General features: G+C 55.3%; 16 protein-coding genes. All 16 read left to right on the top strand.

Annotation, left to right across the window (positions count from 1 at the left end; translation table 11 throughout):
* The first annotated feature begins 4 nt into the window (after positions 1-4).
* The gene (locus APU11_RS20465; RefSeq protein WP_038419867.1) at positions 5-991 is read left to right on the top strand and encodes a hypothetical protein; all 987 of its coding nucleotides are present in this window, start codon (positions 5-7) and stop codon (positions 989-991) included.
* Positions 992-1,000: 9 nt separating this feature from the next.
* Positions 1,001-1,813, top strand: coding sequence for a type VI secretion system accessory protein TagJ (locus APU11_RS20460; protein ID WP_058650780.1), 813 nt, complete (start codon positions 1,001-1,003; stop codon positions 1,811-1,813).
* The gene (tssE, locus tag APU11_RS20455) at positions 1,806-2,369 is read left to right on the top strand and encodes a type VI secretion system baseplate subunit TssE (RefSeq protein WP_013096188.1); all 564 of its coding nucleotides are present in this window, start codon (positions 1,806-1,808) and stop codon (positions 2,367-2,369) included. Before APU11_RS20460 ends, tssE begins: the two co-directional genes overlap by 8 nt.
* Before the next feature lie 2 nt (positions 2,370-2,371).
* A complete protein-coding gene (gene tssF, locus APU11_RS20450) occupies positions 2,372-4,243 on the top strand; it encodes a type VI secretion system baseplate subunit TssF (protein WP_038420938.1) in 1,872 nt (623 codons plus the stop codon).
* Complete coding sequence (tssG, locus tag APU11_RS20445) at positions 4,240-5,283, top strand: type VI secretion system baseplate subunit TssG (RefSeq protein WP_038984710.1); 1,044 nt, start codon at positions 4,240-4,242, stop codon at positions 5,281-5,283. Before tssF ends, tssG begins: the two co-directional genes overlap by 4 nt.
* A 38-nt stretch (positions 5,284-5,321) precedes the next feature.
* The gene (tssH, locus tag APU11_RS20440; RefSeq protein WP_058650779.1) at positions 5,322-7,937 is read left to right on the top strand and encodes a type VI secretion system ATPase TssH; all 2,616 of its coding nucleotides are present in this window, start codon (positions 5,322-5,324) and stop codon (positions 7,935-7,937) included.
* 24 nt (positions 7,938-7,961) lie between these two features.
* Positions 7,962-9,395: a serine/threonine-protein kinase gene (locus tag APU11_RS20435; RefSeq protein WP_058650778.1), complete on the top strand. Its 1,434-nt coding sequence runs from the start codon at positions 7,962-7,964 to the stop codon at positions 9,393-9,395.
* A 36-nt stretch (positions 9,396-9,431) separates the two neighbouring features.
* Positions 9,432-10,898: a hypothetical protein gene (locus tag APU11_RS20430; RefSeq protein ID WP_058650777.1), complete on the top strand. Its 1,467-nt coding sequence runs from the start codon at positions 9,432-9,434 to the stop codon at positions 10,896-10,898.
* The gene (locus APU11_RS20425) at positions 10,895-11,659 is read left to right on the top strand and encodes an ankyrin repeat domain-containing protein (protein ID WP_048972776.1); all 765 of its coding nucleotides are present in this window, start codon (positions 10,895-10,897) and stop codon (positions 11,657-11,659) included. The genes APU11_RS20430 and APU11_RS20425 overlap by 4 nt, the downstream gene beginning before the upstream one ends.
* Positions 11,660-11,701: 42 nt before the next feature.
* A complete protein-coding gene (locus APU11_RS20420; RefSeq protein WP_060578713.1) occupies positions 11,702-12,475 on the top strand; it encodes an ankyrin repeat domain-containing protein in 774 nt (257 codons plus the stop codon).
* A complete protein-coding gene (locus tag APU11_RS20415; protein ID WP_239691339.1) occupies positions 12,472-13,119 on the top strand; it encodes a hypothetical protein in 648 nt (215 codons plus the stop codon). Before APU11_RS20420 ends, APU11_RS20415 begins: the two co-directional genes overlap by 4 nt.
* Before the next feature lie 5 nt (positions 13,120-13,124).
* Complete coding sequence (locus APU11_RS29015; RefSeq protein WP_170955148.1) at positions 13,125-13,316, top strand: immunity protein Tsi6 family protein; 192 nt, start codon at positions 13,125-13,127, stop codon at positions 13,314-13,316.
* 50 nt (positions 13,317-13,366) lie between these two features.
* A complete protein-coding gene (locus APU11_RS20405) occupies positions 13,367-13,714 on the top strand; it encodes an immunity protein Tsi6 family protein (protein WP_058650776.1) in 348 nt (115 codons plus the stop codon).
* A gap of 96 nt (positions 13,715-13,810) precedes the next feature.
* Positions 13,811-15,733 (top strand): type VI secretion system tip protein TssI/VgrG, encoded by a 1,923-nt coding sequence (gene tssI, locus APU11_RS20400; RefSeq protein WP_060578712.1) that lies wholly within the window; start codon positions 13,811-13,813, stop codon positions 15,731-15,733.
* A 10-nt stretch (positions 15,734-15,743) separates the two neighbouring features.
* Positions 15,744-16,226: a hypothetical protein gene (locus APU11_RS20395; RefSeq protein WP_072200478.1), complete on the top strand. Its 483-nt coding sequence runs from the start codon at positions 15,744-15,746 to the stop codon at positions 16,224-16,226.
* Between the two features lie 115 nt (positions 16,227-16,341).
* Positions 16,342-16,782, top strand: coding sequence for a hypothetical protein (locus APU11_RS20390; protein ID WP_230963077.1), 441 nt, complete (start codon positions 16,342-16,344; stop codon positions 16,780-16,782).
* Positions 16,783-16,785: the final 3 nt, after the last annotated feature.

Here is a 16,785-nt window from a genome sequence, read left to right as displayed (position 1 = left end):
CGATATGAAACTTTGGCTATCGGGTTTGGCACTTCTGGCGGTGGCCTCCACCGCCCAGGCTGAAAATTTCCGCATCGTGCAGTCTCCTGCGCAGAAGCTGGATATCTGGATCGACAACATCAAAGACAACACCCCGCAGAGCTGGTGTAAATCAGAGATTGCGCTGCGCATTGTGGCGAACGGCAATAAAGACGTTTCAGTGCTGGAAAACTTTGTTCCACGTCTCGGCTCGCTGCTGGAACACCAGTGCAGCAAAGTGAATAAGCTGAGCTGGGCTCTCAACGATCCGGCAGGGACTACGCTTGCGCAGGGAACGGCAGACAAAGCTCAGGAGTGGAAGCTGGTGGTGAAACAGCAGCAGACGGCACCCACTGCGACCCAGACCAGCGGCGCGTTACTGCCACCTGACCAGAACGCTGAAACCAATACGGTGGCCGCTGACCGCACACCGTGGCAGGAGTTTACCCTCCAGGACGGCTGCCATCTGCGCACCTTCTGGGAAGGGGGATCTTCCGCGCCGGCGCTGTTTATTCCGGATTCCGACACGACCCGCTGCGGCAACGGCAGCTGGCTGAGCGGCCACACGGTTATCTCGCAGACCCGCAGCGGCGGTCAAAAAGAGATAGCGGTGACCTACATTCACGGCTTCCCGGTGATGGGGCTGAATCAAAGCGTCGACCCGGAACATGCCCTGATCACCTCCGTCAACAAAGAGCGTATGGTCTTCAGCACCCCGAACAGCGACCAGAGCTGGATGATCCTGCCTTACGACAGCGCCCTGAACGGCTGGAAAAGCAACGGCACGGTGGCCGTGGAGATCTCCCGTGAAACCGCCAGCGACGATGCAAAACTGCAGGCGCGTATTGCTGCAGTGAAGAAGGTCTGGAGCGCCTGGGTTACCCCTGGCACCACGCTGAATATTGTCCTGATTGATACCCTGCGTCCTCAACTGCGTGACCCGGCAGTGGGCGCCTGGCGCGCGGCAAACTAAGGAATGGCTATGAATACGCTCTATCAACATCTGGCGGGTGAGTCGCTCAGCGACGCGCTGGTGCGTCTTGAAAACGAGATTAAAGCCCGTCCGGCGGATGCCGATCTCCGTGCCGCGTTCGTGCAGTTTCTCACCCTCAGCGGTAACTGGACGCGCGCGCTGACCCAGCTGAAAAGCTGGCTGGCGCTTAAGCCGCAGGCGAAACCCACCGTCACCCTGCTGGAGCAGTGCATTCAGGGAGAAATGCAGCGCGCGCAGGTGATGGCGGGAGAACGTCGTCCGGCCATGCCGGAAGCCCAGTGGCCATGGCTGACCACCCTTGCCGCCGCGCTGAGCGAGAGCGATGAACGCGCTCACGCGCTGCGTCTGGAAGCCCTTGAACAGGCGCAGGCGAGCGCGGGGCAATGGACGCTAGAGAATGATGAGACGCAGATCTTTGAATGGCTGATGGACGGCGATGCCCGTCTGGGGCCGGTGTGCGAAACCCTTGTTAATGGCCGTTACTTCTGGTTGCCGTTTAGCGCTATCGCGGAGATCCGTTTCCAGGCTCCGGCCAGCGTCACCGATCTGGTCTGGCGTCATGCGCTGGTGCGTTTGACCGATGGGACGGAGCAGGTGTGTCAGATCCCGGCGCGTTATCCTTTTGCCGCCGATGCCTCTGACGCCGTTAAACTCGCACGCACCACCGAGTGGCTGCCGCTTGATGATGACGGCACTCTGTATGAAGGGTTGGGGCAGAAAGCCTGGCTCAGCGAGCAAAGCGAAAGCCCGCTGCTGTCGCTGAGTCTCGTTACTTTTGCAACGGATGGAGCCCATGAGTAATCCTGCTGGCGAAGGCGATCTGCTGCGCAGCGGCTGGCAAGCCCGCAGTAAGCAGGAGAAGGTGGGGGCGCGCGATAAAATGCAGCCCTCGCTGCTCGATCGCCTCACCGATAACGACCCGGAGAAAAAGCGCGAGTCGGCCAACAGCAACCTGATCACCCATGCCGCGCTGCGTCGCAACGTGCTGCGGGATCTGCAGTGGCTGTTTAATACCATCAATCACGACGCCTCCGGCGATTTGAGCATGCTGCCACACGTAAGCCGTTCGGTGGTGAATTTTGGCGTTGCGCCGCTGGCCGGAAAGCGCATGTCGGATATCGAATGGCACGACATTCAGCGCAAACTCACTGAGGCCATTGTTAACTTTGAACCCCGCATTTTGCCCCAGGGTCTGCAGGTCCGCTGTGTGTCGGACACCTCCTCGCTGGATCTGCACAACGTGCTCTCCATCGAGATAAAAGGGCGTTTGTGGTGTGTGCCGTACCCGCTGGAGTTTCTGTTTCGTACCGATGTCGATCTGGAAAACGGCCACTTTGAACTGAAAGATGCGGGGTGATCGTGGAAAGTAAACTGCTCGAATATTACAACCGTGAGCTGGCCTATCTGCGTGAGATGGGCGCCGAATTTGCCGAGCGCTATCCCAAAGTGGCCGGACGGCTGGGCATGCGCGGCATCGAAGTGGCGGATCCGTACACCGAACGACTGATGGAGGGCTTTGCCTTTCTGACCTCGCGCGTGCAGATGAAAATGGACGCGGAGTTTCCGCGCTTCTCCCAGCGCTTGCTGGAGATGATTGCGCCTAACTATCTCGCGCCCACTCCCTCCATGGCGATTGCTGAAATTCAGCCTGACAGCAGCCGTGGCGATTTGAGCAACGGTTTTATCGTGCCGCGCGGCACAATGATGGACAGCCTGGCGCTGAAGAAAACCGGCGTGACCTGCAGCTACACCACGGCGCATGAGGTGAACCTGCTGCCGCTGAAAATCGACAAGGTTGAACTGGGCGGTGTGCCTGCCGACCTGCCCCTGACACAGCTTGGTCTGGGCCAGCAGGGGATCAGCAGCGCCTTACGGATCCGCATTGCCTGCGACGGTCCGCAAAACCTCGGCCACCTTGATTTTGACCGGCTGGAGTTTTTCCTTAGCGGCCCGGATATCGAGGCGTTAAAGCTGCTGGAGCTGGTAATGGAGCACCATGTCGGGGTGGTCTGCCAGACCGTCAGCAAACATCCGCAGCGTGATGTGCTGGCGTCTGATGCCCTGCGTCAGGAAGGGTTTGACGCGGATCAGTCGCTACTCCCGGACGATCTGCGCAACTTTGACGGCTACCGTCTGCTGCAGGAGTACTTTGCTTTTCCGGCCCGTTTCCGCTTCATCAGCCTGAGCGGGCTGAGCAAACTGATCCAGCGCTGCGAAAACGAAAAAGCCTTCGATATCTTCATTCTGCTGGATAAAACCGATGAACAGCTGGAGCGCGTTGTCGATGCCAGCCATCTGGCCCTGCACTGCACGCCGGTGATCAACCTGTTCCCGAAGGTAGCGGCGCGTCAGAAGCTGAGCGAAGGCCAGCATGAATACCATCTGGTGGTGGATAACATCCGCCCGCTGGATTACGAAATTTACGCGGTAAATAAGATATACGGCAGCGCGGATGGTCAACGCGACGACCAGACGTTTCGTCCGTTCTGGAGCACCTGGAGCGGTGATGCGGGCAACTACGGGGCCTACTTTTCCCTGCGCCGGGAACAACGCGTGCTCTCTGAGCATGCCCTGCGTTACGGCACCCGCACCGGCTACATTGGCTCGGAGGTCTTTGTCTCGCTGGTGGATGAGCAGCATGCGCCCTGGCAGGAGAACCTGCGCTACATCTCCGCCGAGGTGCTGTGCACCAGCCGGGATCTGCCGCTGATGCTGCAGCAGGAGCTGGGACAGTTCATTATGGCTGACTCCATGCCGGTGAAGTCGCTGACCTTGCGTAAGGGGCCGACGCCGCCGCGTCCGGCGCTGGCAGAAGGGTTCAGCACCTGGCGGTTGATCAGCCAGCTACAGATGAACTACCTCAGCCTGATGGACAGTGAAAACGAAGAGGGCGCCGCCGCGCTGCGTCAGCTGTTAGGGCTGTACGCCAATCTCGCGGAGACGCCGGTTGCGCGTCAGGTAGAAGGGGTTCGTCACTGCGTGCTGGAGCCGGTTCACCGCCGCGTGCCCGAGCCGGGACCGGTCGTCTTCGCCCGTGGCATCGGCATTACCCTGACGGTGGATGAACGTGCGTTTTCCGGTGCCAGTCCCTGGCTTTTCGGTAGCGTGCTGGAGCGGCTGTTTGCCCGTCTGGTGTCGATCAACAGCTTCACGGAATTCACCCTGAAAAGTCAGCAGCGCGGCGAGATCGGCTACTGGGCGCCGCGTATGGGCAAAAGGGCACTGGTATGAGCGACGTTGTCACTGCGCCACTGAAGGTCCATCGTCTGACGCCGCTGCCGGACAGTTTCTGGCGCGGGGTTCGCGAGACGCCATGGCGCTACGATCTGTTCCAGCTGTTAAGGCGCATTGATGCTCAGGGCGGGGAGCGCTACCCGCTGGGGCGTGCGCCGCTGCCAAAATTCGAGCCGCTACGCCTGGGCCAGCAGCCGTCGATGAGTTTTGCACCTTCGACGGTGGCGCAGGTACGCCAGCGCGAAGGCAACGGGCTGCACGAGGTCTCCATTCTGAGCTTCGGCCTGTTTGGTCCTAACGGGCCGCTGCCGGTTCACATGACCGAGTACGCCCGCGAGCGGATCCATCATCATCAGGACAGCAGCCTGAGCGCGTTTGCCGATCTGTTTCATCATCGTCTGACGCTGCTGTTTTATCGCGCCTGGGCCGATGCGCAGCCTACCGTCTCCCTCGACCGCGCCGACAATAAACGTTTTGAGGGATATCTGGCGTCGTTGATTGGTATGGGGCAGCCCGGCCAGATGGACAAAGGCAGCCTGAGCGCCCATGCCCGCTTTACCCACGCCGGACACCTGACCCGCCACGGACGGGATCCTGAAGGTCTGGAAAAAATCCTGCGTAACTATTTTAAAGCCCCGGTCAAACTGATCGCCAACGTACCGCAGTGGATGCCGCTTTCACCGCGCGAGCAGGCGCAGCTGGGAGCAGGACGCCGCGTGCCGCGGATGGGCGAATCTGCGTTTCTGGGCGTGGCGGTCCGCGACGTGCAGCATAAATTTCGCATCGAGATTGGCCCACTCAGCGCGGAAGAGTACAACCGGTTTTTGCCCGGTGAAGCATGGGTAACCGAACTGCGGGACTGGGTACGCCAGTACGCAGGGGTGGAATTTGAATGGGAAACACGGGTGATCCTGCGCGCTGACGCCGTGCAGGGCGCCACGCTCGGCAGCACCGGGCGATTGGGGTACAACACCTGGCTGGGCCTTCAGCCGCAGCCTGTCCCGCGTGGCGATCTGGTGTATCGCGCAGAGCGGTAATCCTTCCGTATACCGAATCATTGTTAATGGAAACTAACATGTCAGAAATTAGCCGTGCCGTGCTTTTCGGCAAACTGGATACGCTGTTATTTACCTCTCTGGAAAGCGCCACCGCGTTCTGCAAGCTGCGCGGCAACCCCTACGTCGAGCTGGTGCACTGGCTGCATCAGTTGATGCAGCAGCAGGATGGCGATCTGCAACAGGTGATCCGTCATTTTGCCCTCGACGAACAGCAGCTGACGCACGATATCGTGGCGGCGCTCGATGCCCTGCCGCGCGGAGCCAGTTCCGTTTCCGATCTCTCCGAACATATCGACAGCGCCGTCGAGCGCGCCTGGGTCTATGGATCGCTGAAGTTTGGCGTCAGCCGTATCCGCGGTGGCCATCTGCTGATCGGCATTCTGAAAACCTGGAATCTGGCGAACGTGCTGAAGAGCATCTCGGCGCAGTTTACCCGTCTTAACGTCGAGGTGCTGATTGAGCAGTTCGATACTATCTGTGCCAACAGCAAAGAGACGCAGCAGGCCGCTGCCGCAGTGGATGCGCCAGCCGGTTCGGTGCCTGCTGCCCAGGGAACGCTGGCCCAGTATGGTCAGGACCTGACCGCCCGTGCCCGTGAAGGCAAAATTGACCCGGTAGTTGGGCGCGATGAAGAGATCCGCCAGATGATCGATATCCTGATGCGTCGTCGCCAGAACAACCCGCTGCTGACCGGGGAAGCCGGCGTCGGAAAAACGGCGGTGGTGGAAGGGCTGGCGCTGCGCATCGCCGACGGCGATGTGCCGGAGCCGCTGCAAAACATTCAGCTGTGGCTGCTGGATATCGGTATGCTGCAGGCCGGTGCCGGGATGAAAGGCGAGTTCGAAGCCCGTCTGCAGGCATTAATCAATGAAGTGCAGTCCAGCGCCACGCCAGTCATTCTGTTTATCGATGAGATCCACACCCTGATCGGTGCGGGCGGTCAGCAGGGCACCGGTGACGCCGCCAACCTGCTGAAGCCAGCGCTGGCGCGTGGACAACTGCGTACCATTGGCGCCACTACCTGGGCGGAATACAAAAAATACATCGAGAAAGATCCGGCGCTGACCCGTCGCTTCCAGACGGTGCAGGTACATGAACCCGATGAGGCCAAAGCGGTTCTGATGCTGCGCAGCACCGTGTCGCCGCTGGAGACCCACCACCAGGTCTTACTGCTCGACGAAGCGGTTAGCGCAGCCGTGAAGCTTTCGCATCGCTACATTCCAGCCCGTCAGCTGCCGGATAAAGCCGTTGCGCTGCTGGATACGGCCTGCGCCCGCGTGGCGGTGAGCCAGAGTGCACCTCCGGCGCAGCTGGAAGATTGCCTGCGCCATCTTGCGGCGCTGGACGTGGAAATTGAGATAGCGGAGCGCGAAGCGCGCGTCGGTGCAGGGGAATCTGAGCGCGTCACGGCATTAACCGCAGAGCGTGACGCGTATGAGGCGAAACGTGAGGCCCTGGCCCGGCGCTGGGAAGACGAGCGTAGCCTGGTGCAGGAGATCATTCGCCTGCGTGCCGCACTGTTTGCGGCGGGCGATGAGGATACCGCTGAGCTGCGCAGCCAACTGGCAGAGCAGCAGCAGGCGCTGAACGCCTTACAGGGTGATGAACCGCTGCTGTTTGCCGCTGTGGATGAAAACGTGGTGGCGGCCGTAGTCTCTGACTGGACCGGCATCCCGCTGGGCCGGATGGTGAAAAACGAGATTGATGCGGTACTGAACCTCGCCGACACGCTGAACCAGCGGGTGATTGGCCAGCGTCACGGTCTGGATCTGATTGCCCGCCGGGTGAAAACCTCCCGGGCAAAACTCGACGATCCGAACAAGCCGGTTGGCGTGTTTATGCTCTGTGGCCCGTCCGGCGTGGGGAAAACCGAAACCGCGCTGGCGCTGGCGGAGTCGCTGTACGGTGGTGAGCAGAACGTCATTACCATCAACATGAGTGAATTCCAGGAAGCGCACACCGTTTCCACCTTAAAAGGTGCACCCCCGGGATACGTCGGGTATGGTGAAGGCGGGGTGTTAACCGAGGCCGTCCGTCGCCGTCCTTACAGCGTGGTGCTGCTGGACGAAATCGAAAAAGCGCACCCGGACGTACATGAGATCTTCTTCCAGGTCTTCGACAAAGGCTGGATGGAGGATGGCGAAGGTCGTCACATTGATTTCCGTAATACGATTATTATTCTGACGTCTAACGTCGGAACCGAGCTTATCAGCGCCATGTGTGCCGATCCGGAACTGATGCCGGAGCCGGAGGCGTTAAGCGGGGCGCTGCGCCAGCCGCTGCTGGAGGTGTTCCCACCGGCGCTGCTGGGCCGTCTGCTGGTGGTGCCGTACTATCCGCTGAGCGACGCGATGCTGGGGCAAATTGTTCGCCTGCAGCTCAAACGCATTCAGCGTCGGCTGGAAGAGAATCACAATATTATTTCCGAGTTTGATGACAGCGTTGTAGAACAGATTGTTCAGCGCTGTACCGAGGTGGAATCAGGTGGACGTATGGTGGATGCGATCCTGACCAACACCTTGCTGCCTCAGATGAGTCAGATATTACTTACCGCCAGCCGCAGCGACGAGCAGTACCGACGTCTGCATGTCACCTGCGAGCAGGGCGAGTTTCACTGTCAGTTTGCCGCGTAATAATCATCAAGAGAACTGTAAAAGATGACGGATAATGATAACAATCGGACTGTCCCAAACGCGCTCCCGGTCGGGTATCGCTTCAACGAGTTTGAAATTAAAGAGGTGATTGGCGGCGGCGGATTCGGCATCGTCTATCGCGCCTGGGATCACCAGCTCGAACGCACTATCGCTATCAAAGAATTTATGCCTTCCTCGCTCGCCGTGCGCGGCGACGACATGACGCTGGTACTGCGCAGCGAACGCTTTGGCAAAGCGTTTTCGGCGGGGCTGAACAGCTTCATTCAGGAAGCCCGCCTGCTGGCGCGCTTCAACCACCCGAACCTGCTGCACGTGTTGCGCTTCTGGGTGCAAAACGATACGGCTTACATGGGCACGCTGTTTTACAGCGGCACCACGCTTTCTCGCCTGCGCGAGGAGAAGCCGGAGCTGATTAACGAGGCATGGATCCGTCGTACGCTGCCGATGCTGTTTGGCGCAATCAAGACCATCCATGACGAGGGCTATCTGCACCGCGATATTTCGCTGGATAACATTCAGATCCAGGATAACGGCCTGCCGGTGCTGCTGGACTTCGGCTCCGCGCGTCGCACCATCGGTAACCTCTCTGACGAAACCGAGACCATGCTGCGTCCGGGCTTTGCGCCTATCGAGCAGTACACCGACGACAACGAAAGCGAGCAGGGACCGTGGACGGATATCTACGCGCTCGGCGCGGTGCTGCGCACCCTGATCGTGGGCTCACCGCCACCGGTCAGCGTGGTGCGTTCCATTCAGGATACCTGCAAACCGCTGGCGGAAATCCAGCCGCAGGGGTACTCCCTGTCGCTGTTGCAGGCTATCGACCGTGCCCTGGCGTTGCACATGGAAGACCGTCCGCAGTCTATTGATGAGTTCGCGGCGTTAATCGAGATGCCGGTCGCCGGTATCGATGACGTGCTGACTGCTAAAAAACCGGGCACCATGCTGGTGCCGGTGGAAGAAGAGGCACCTGCTTCGGCGTTTGACTGGCGTCGTTACAAGATCCCCGGGATGGTTGCCGCGGGTGTGCTGGTCGGGGTGGTCGCTGGCGCGATGCTGTTCAGCGGCGGCCACGATGCACCAGAGCAGGCTGCGCAAGCGCCGGAAGCATCCCGCACGACGGAAACCGCATCGAACGCGCAAGATGTCAAACCGGAGACCGCGAAGGTGAGCGAACAAGCGGCAACGCCTGCAACAGCGCAACCGACGCCGCCACCGGTTGAAGCCAGCCCGATTGCTCTGGTCTACATTCGCATTCTTGACGGCGAGACGTTGAAAGTGAACGGCGAGCCGAAAGCGCTGCGTCCGGCGAACAACGGCTATGCATCGCTCAAGCTGCCAGCGGGTGAGGTGAGCATTGAACTGCAGGGCAACGGCAGAACCCGTAGCCAGACGCTGGATATCGTGAAGCCTGGCACATGGCTGGTGAATCCGTAAACAAGGCGAAAAGGGACTGGTAACAGGACGGAGCGAATGTACAACATAAAATTTGTCTATCTTTTCAGCGAGAACGTCTCGCCCGCGCTTTTTGCGAAAATTATCCGCCCGTCCGTTGCCGGGCAGTGGATTATGTCGGTGCCCGACAATTCGCTGCGCTCGCTGTTTACACGTTACGACTTGCTGCACTCCATCACTGGCGCGAATCCTTACCAGTCCGGGCGCGATACCCGTAAGCTGATTGTGCAGGATCTCGACATGGGCAGAGTGGTGGCGATCGACGAGAGCTATCGTAACTGGTCGTCAGTGACGGAGATATTTTATATCAATGCTGATGGCCGTCTGCAGGCTGCCTCGCTGGACGGTCTGGGCTGGTACCCGGTGAGTACAATTGTCGACCGCTACGAAACCATGGTGCGAACCTATGGCTCCCGCCCTGCGCCAACGGTGCTGCCGAAACAGGTAGTCAAATCCAAAGCGGCACAGATGCCGGACGAGCCGACGCCGGGCAAAGACGGTAAAACCTATGCGGCACAGCTGGAGAATATGACCAAAGCTGAACGCTGGCAGGCGCGTAAGGATCTGATTGCGAAGGGGAGTAATAGCCTCTATCCGGATGCGCAAATCGCGGCTAAGCGGCTGGCGGCGAATAATATCGCGGTTGAGAAAGCGAAGCTGGCAGAGAATGTGTATAAGACCGTGAATCCGCTTGAGGCCACGCCGGGAGTACCGGAGGGGTGGAAGGATATCAGTAATGATGCGGGTGCTTTGCAAAAGTTTGGCCTTAAAAGCAAAGATCTTTTCGATAGAGCTGACTCACCTGATTTTCTGTCACGCGTATATCAGCCTGATCCGGGTGTATTCGGTAAAGACATGAATTCGACGCTGGTTTTTAGAGGATCGAGGGAACCGGGGTTGCCATCGCTTTCAGAGCATCTGGACTCGCTGCGAAATAAAAATGGATTCGCCTCAATAAAAAATGGTGCCGACTGGGCGAATAACTTTAAGCAAGGAATAGGGTTTGAAGCACCTTATTACCGCAGTGCAGTGCAACTGGGTGAAAAAATAGCAATGTCTTCCCAGCCGATTGATATTGCTGGGCATTCTTTAGGGGGCGGCTTGGCCTCGGCAACGTCTATAGCGAGTGGAAAAGCGGCCTGGACATTTAATGCGTCAGGGTTAAATAGCGGGACAGTAGAAAAATATGGCGGACGTTTGTTGGGAAGCGCTGAAAACATACAGGCCTACCGCGTCAAAGGAGAGCTGCTGACTAAAATTCAGGAAGTCGATCTTGTTGAAGACTTCAAAATGGTGAGAGGACATGTCCCGTCCTTAATCGCTAAAGAAGAGTTGTCAGCACTGGCACCTGATGCCGCAGGTATTCCTCATGATCTGCCTGGTGGGGTTGGTGGAGCACTCGACAGGCACGGGATTGGACAAGCCATTAATTGTATAGAACAGCAAAAAGACGAAGATATTTCGATAATCAGGAGTCGTTTGTGAATAAGCTTTTTGTATCCTTTTTCGTGATTCTATTTTCATTGCTGATTCAGGGGTGTAAACAAGATATGGATCTAAATCCACAAGATTATTTCAGCGGTCAGCAACTGGTTCTGGCTGAAGATATTCAGCGTGGCGATATTGACGGTGTTGAAAAACTTGCGCCGCAAACTGATCTTAACAAACCAGGTAAGCAAGACATGACGCTTCTGTTTTGGGCGCTTGGTAACAGTATCAATGACAATAAAACTCCTTCTCGATTAAAAATCGTCACTTTATTGGTTAAATCTGGTGCTGATCCCCTGCAACCGAGGCCGCAGGGTAAAAGCAGTCCCGCTGAGTTTGTATTGAATGCGGACAGTGCAGATTGGATCAATGCTTTACTCGACGGGGGATTATCGCCTGACGCTAAAGATAAAACGTTTCATGAGCCTATAATTTTTGAAACCATCAAAGCAAAAAATACGGACACGCTTGAGGCTCTGCTGGATCGAGGGGCAAACATTAATATCACTGATTCACTAAACAGTACATTATTGTTTGAAGCCTTAAACTATCATGCTTATGATCACGTAATGCTACTGCTGAAACGGGGTGCTGATACAGAAATTAGAGCCAAAAATGGCTGGACGATGGGTAACCAACTCCAACGCTATCTTGAAAGAGCTAAAGAAGGTAGTGATGAGTATAAAAAACTTAACGAAATAAAAGAACTCCTTATTCAACATGGCGGTAAATGGCCACCTGCGCCAGTAAAACAATGATAAGCAGTAGGATATACGTTCAATATATTATATGGAATTGACGTGAAAATACGGTTAATTGCTAGCCTCATAGTGGTTTTCATTTTTCTGATACAGGGATGTAGACAAAATTCGGATTTGAATCCCGAAGATTACTTTAGCGGCCAGCAGCTTATTCTGGCGCGGGCGATTGAAAGCGGCAATATGGATGAAGTCAAAAAATTTCTTCCGAAAACCGATCTCAATAAACCCGGTCAACATGATATGACGCTACTTTTTTGGGCGTTGACGAATACACTTTATGATAAGAAAACGCAACCGCGCTTACATATCGTGACCGAACTGATAAAGGCCGGTGCCGACCCGCTTCAGCCAAGACCCAATGGAAAAAGTAGCCCGGCAGAGTTTGTACTTATGGCCGACAGTGGAGACTGGATAAAGGCGATGCTGGATGGGGGATTATCTCCAAATGCTAAAGATTACGTTTTTAATAAACCAATTATTTTTCAAACTCTGGAAGCGAAAAACACCGAGACACTAAAAGCAATGCTTGACCGGGGCAGCAATATCGACATAACGGATTCCCTGGGTGAGACTCTGCTGATAAATGCTTTCGATTTTCATTCCTACGATCATGTTTTCCTTTTACTTGAGCGTGGGGCTGATCCTGACATTCGTGCTGATAACGGGTGGGCCTTAGGAAATCAGTTGCAGCGTTTTCTTGAAAGAGCGAAAAAAGACAGTGACGAGTATAAAAACCTTATCGCTATTAAAGAATCACTTATCCGACATGGTGGTAAGTGGCAACCCGAGCCGGTCAAAAGAGGGATTGAGTGAACATAAACGCAAAAAATAAAATACTCTATTTCTGGGGCATTATGGATGTCATCGGCATTGTGTTTTATTTTGTCGGCCCATACCACTTGCTTCAGTCATGGTGGGATTCTACCGGTGGGAATTTTGGTGTTATCATCTTCATGCTGATAGCAGGAGGGGTAAACGGTTTATTGACGGGTCTTTTTTACCTCGTATACCTTCTGTGGCCGGTTTCATTACTCTTTTCTGCCTGGTTTTTTTTCACAACTCACCGATATGCCGTCCGGTTTGCTCTGGCGCAGGAAGTGCTACGCCTGCTCACCCTGAGTTGTTCGGTAACCTTGTTCCCGATGATTATTGTCGGTCTCGGAATGAGTGTTATATCTCTTAATATCACGCTGTTCATTTTGTCGGAAATAGTAAAAATTGGCTCGCTCATATTTGTAATGAAAAAATGGGATGCGGGTGATGGGGTAAACAAATTTTTACCGTCAACTGAACGGGACTATATCGAAAGGGCCCTCAGACTGGCGCAAAAAAGATATGCGGAAATTAATGGCAAGTACCCCAGGGAGCCAATTTTACATATGTATGATGAGATTGTGCAGCAGTTACGCATTCTGAAAAAGATTGTGATCAAAAAAAAGCTGACAAATCCGTATTAAAGAGAATGACTTTTGGCATTTATGCGGTCAGAGAATTTGAAAACTCAGATGAGCTCTTTTTCGAGAGACTGACGGAAGCATGGTATATCGCAGATCAACGTCTCCGTGGCGTTAAAGTGAAATTACCGCATGAAGTGGATCCTGACTATGTTCAGAAACAATGCGTACTGGCGGAAAAATACCCTGACGAGTTTTGAGAGTTATGGATGTCATTTTGTCAATCTGGTACGGAAGTTAAAGGATAGGCATGAATAAACAAAGTTATACAGCGATGGATTATATTGAAAATGCCCTCGGCGTTATCCAGGAGCGAAAGTCAATTCATCCTTCTTTTTCTTTGTATAACATGGCTGAAAAACAAGTGGCGTATGTCAGGGATATCCTGACAGGAAAGAATAAAGATAAAAGTAAACTCCATACGTTAAATCTTGGCGCTATGGCTGCAAAAGAATTTGAAACTACCGATGAAGAGCTTGCCCGGCATCTGTCAAATATAAACTACATCGCTTCGCAGATGGCTCAAGGGTTAAAAGTTATTCTTCCTCATGAGCAGGATAATGAATATCTAAAAAGGCAAAAGCGGTATCGAAATTAAGCAGACGGTGACTTGTGCATATCCCAAAACGTCTTGTCAAAAATCTCGTCTTTGTTGATACATTTATTTAGCATAAAACATTACGGAATAACGATTATGCTCAACCGAATTACCGCCCAGCTCCCCGTCGAGGGGCTGCTTTTCTGGAAACTCTCCGGCCGCGAGGCGATGTCTGAGTCGTTCGCCCTGACGCTGACCCTGCTCGGCACGGATGCGCGTATCGACCGCAGCAAACTGCTGGGCCAGCCGGTCACGGTGACCATCCCCACCCAGAACCTGCTTACCCCGCGCTACATCAACGGTAAAGTCACGCGCGTGGCGGTGAGCGCCGTTGAGCTGACGGGCACACGCTATGCGGTGTATCAGCTGACGGTGGAGCCGGACCTGTGGCCGATGAAGCGCGACCGTAACCTGCGTATCTTCCAGGGGCAGACGGTGCCGCAGATTGTGAAAACCCTGCTGGGCGAGCATCAGGTCAACGTGGAAGATAAGCTCACCGGCAGCTACCGGGTGTGGGACTACTGTGTCCAGTATCAGGAGTCGAGCCTGGACTTCATCAGCCGCCTGATGGAGCTGGAGGGGATAGCGTATTACTTCAGCCACGAGGCCGACAAACACACCCTGGTGCTCACCGATGCCGCCACGCAGCATCAGCCGTTCAGCGGCTACGAGGTCATCCCCTATCACCAGACGCCGTCCGGCGGCAGCACGGACGAAGAGGGTATCAGCCAGTGGGCGCTGGAGGACAGCGTGACGCCGGGCATTTACAGCCTCGACGACTACGACTTCCGCAAGCCGAACGCGTGGCTGTTCCAGGCGCAGCAGAACCCGGCCTCGCCGAAGCCAGGCAGCATTGACGTGTACGACTGGCCGGGGCGCTTTGTGGAGACCGGGCATGCGGAGTTCTACGCCCGCATTCGTCAGGAGCGCTGGCAGGTGGAGCATCAGCAGATTCAGGCTACGGCCACGGCAGCGGGTATTGCGCCGGGCCACACCTTCACCCTGACCAACGCACCGTTCTTCAGCGATAACGGCGACTATCTGGTGACGGCGGCCGGGTATCATCTGGAAGAGAACCGCTACGCGAGCGGCGAAGGGGAGACCATCCACCGCATCGATTTCACGGTTATCCCGGCGTCGGTGTCGTTCCGTCCGGCGCAGTCCACGGCGTGGCCGCGTACCTACGGCCCGCAGACGGCGAAGGTTGTCGGGCCGCAGGGGGAGAGCATCTGGACGGACAAATATGGCCGCGTGAAGGTGAAATTCCACTGGGACCGTCTGGCAAAAGGGGACGACACAAGCTCCTGCTGGGTGCGTGTGTCGAGCGCATGGGCAGGCCAGGGTTACGGCGGGGTGCAGATCCCGCGCGTGGGCGATGAGGTGGTGGTGGACTTTATCAACGGTGACCCGGACCGTCCGATTATTACCGGGCGCGTGTACAACGATGCCAGCATGCCACCGTGGGCGCTGCCGGCAGCGGCGACGCAGATGGGCTTTATGAGCCGCACGAAAGACGGTTCCGTGGATAACGCCAACGCCCTGCGGTTTGAGGACAAGGCGGGTGCGGAGCAGGTGTGGATCCAGGCCGAGCGAAATATGGATACCAGCATCAAGAATGACGAAACGCACAGCGTCGGCGGCGAGCGTAGCCATTACGTAAAGAAAAACGAACTGCATCGCGTGGAAGCGAATCAGATCCAGGCGGTAAAAGGCGGAACCGAGATCCTGACCGGCAAAGGAAAGCTGGATGCGGCGGTGGAGCAGTATGTCCTTGCCTCCGGCACCAAACTGCGGCTGGTGTCTGGTGAAAGTGCGATTGAACTTAACGCTAACGGCAAAATTAGCCTGATCGGTAAAGAGTTTAACTTCTTCGTTGAAGGGGATGGCCATATTACCACGGGCGGTAAGCTGCATCTCAATACGTCAGGCGCTAAGCCAGGCACAACGGCGCCGGGCGCGGGGCACAAAGGAGATATTGATGCGGCGGTTCAGGCGAAATTCACGGCCAAGGGTGATTAAGGCTGGAGCGGTGCTTGTCGCGTTATTAGCGATGGGCATGCCAGAAGGACACGCAACAAAAAAAGATCTCTGGATGTTCATTGCAGAGATGAGTGCTTCACTTAGAACGCTATCCAACACCAGTGTTAATGATCTGCCGTTGCAGTTTACGCTGATGAAAGATAATGAATACATTCACTTCTATCATGCCGATGATGTCAGGCTGGCGGACGATATGCGCATTACCGGGATTGATTTACGGGTAAGCAAAGAGCGCGACGGCATGGCACCGTTACTGAGTTTTTCCCCGTCAGGTCAGTGCATCACACTCGTTGCCGTTAAAACGCATTATCCGGAGCTAGTGTTAACGGATTACCCCCGGGGCCGCTCCGGGAATGAAGTGACCAGCTATACCGCGCCAGAAGATATGAATGGACAAAAGGTTAGTTTCAGTTTCTCCGTAAATAAACCTGATTGTCTGGACTCGGTTGTCATTAGCGCGGGCAGTGATTAACGTGAAAAATTACATTTTAATATTTCTCCGTTTTACCGCGATATTTTCCGCTCTGAACTGCTATGGGGTGTATGCACATAATATGCCGCCGGTTTTAGTTAACCAGGATTTTACTGTGCAGATGGAAGATGAGACTGTCACATTGGGCGAAAGATGGACAGATGACGTTGCGCGTAAAATTGAGGTGCCGATAGAAGGTGATTTTGTCGGTGAGGTTCCTTTTGACGGAACCCACTATAAATTCTACCAGCATCAAAAGGCGGGTATTGACATATATGTTTCCAATCTCTGGTGGGATAAGGTCGAACGCAATGCTGACGATTATATCGTATCGCAAATTACCCTTACCGCCGGGGAGGGCAAAACACCGCGCGGTATTCATGTAGGGTCAACAGCCAGGGAACTCAGTAATGCATATGGCAAGGGTCAGATGGAAAATGATGCCGGGGAACAATGGTGTTTTTATCAATTGGGTAACAAGCTTCTCTCGTTCGGGATTAAAGACAGCAAGGTTGTGACAATAACAATGAATTACGATAATGGCGCCCAAGAGTAATTT

This window comes from Enterobacter sp. 50793107, assembly GCF_001463365.1.
Taxonomy (GTDB): domain Bacteria; phylum Pseudomonadota; class Gammaproteobacteria; order Enterobacterales; family Enterobacteriaceae; genus Enterobacter; species Enterobacter cloacae.
Note: the sequence above shows the minus strand (reverse complement) of the source record. Positions and strands in the feature narration are given on the sequence as shown.

Bases quoted from the DNA above. Each gene is read 5' to 3' on its own strand.
- APU11_RS29015 (WP_170955148.1), top strand. From the start codon at position 13,125: ATGACTTTTGGCATTTATGCGGTCAGAGAATTTGAAAACTCAGATGAG.
- APU11_RS20435 (WP_058650778.1), top strand. From the start codon at position 7,962: ATGACGGATAATGATAACAATCGGACTGTCCCAAACGCGCTCCCGGTC.
- tssH (WP_058650779.1), top strand. From the start codon at position 5,322: ATGTCAGAAATTAGCCGTGCCGTGCTTTTCGGCAAACTGGATACGCTG.
- tssG (WP_038984710.1), top strand. From the start codon at position 4,240: ATGAGCGACGTTGTCACTGCGCCACTGAAGGTCCATCGTCTGACGCCG.
- tssI (WP_060578712.1), top strand. From the start codon at position 13,811: ATGCTCAACCGAATTACCGCCCAGCTCCCCGTCGAGGGGCTGCTTTTC.
- tssE (WP_013096188.1), top strand. From the start codon at position 1,806: ATGAGTAATCCTGCTGGCGAAGGCGATCTGCTGCGCAGCGGCTGGCAA.
- APU11_RS20465 (WP_038419867.1), top strand. From the start codon at position 5: ATGAAACTTTGGCTATCGGGTTTGGCACTTCTGGCGGTGGCCTCCACC.
- APU11_RS20430 (WP_058650777.1), top strand. From the start codon at position 9,432: ATGTACAACATAAAATTTGTCTATCTTTTCAGCGAGAACGTCTCGCCC.
- APU11_RS20405 (WP_058650776.1), top strand. From the start codon at position 13,367: ATGAATAAACAAAGTTATACAGCGATGGATTATATTGAAAATGCCCTC.
- APU11_RS20460 (WP_058650780.1), top strand. From the start codon at position 1,001: ATGAATACGCTCTATCAACATCTGGCGGGTGAGTCGCTCAGCGACGCG.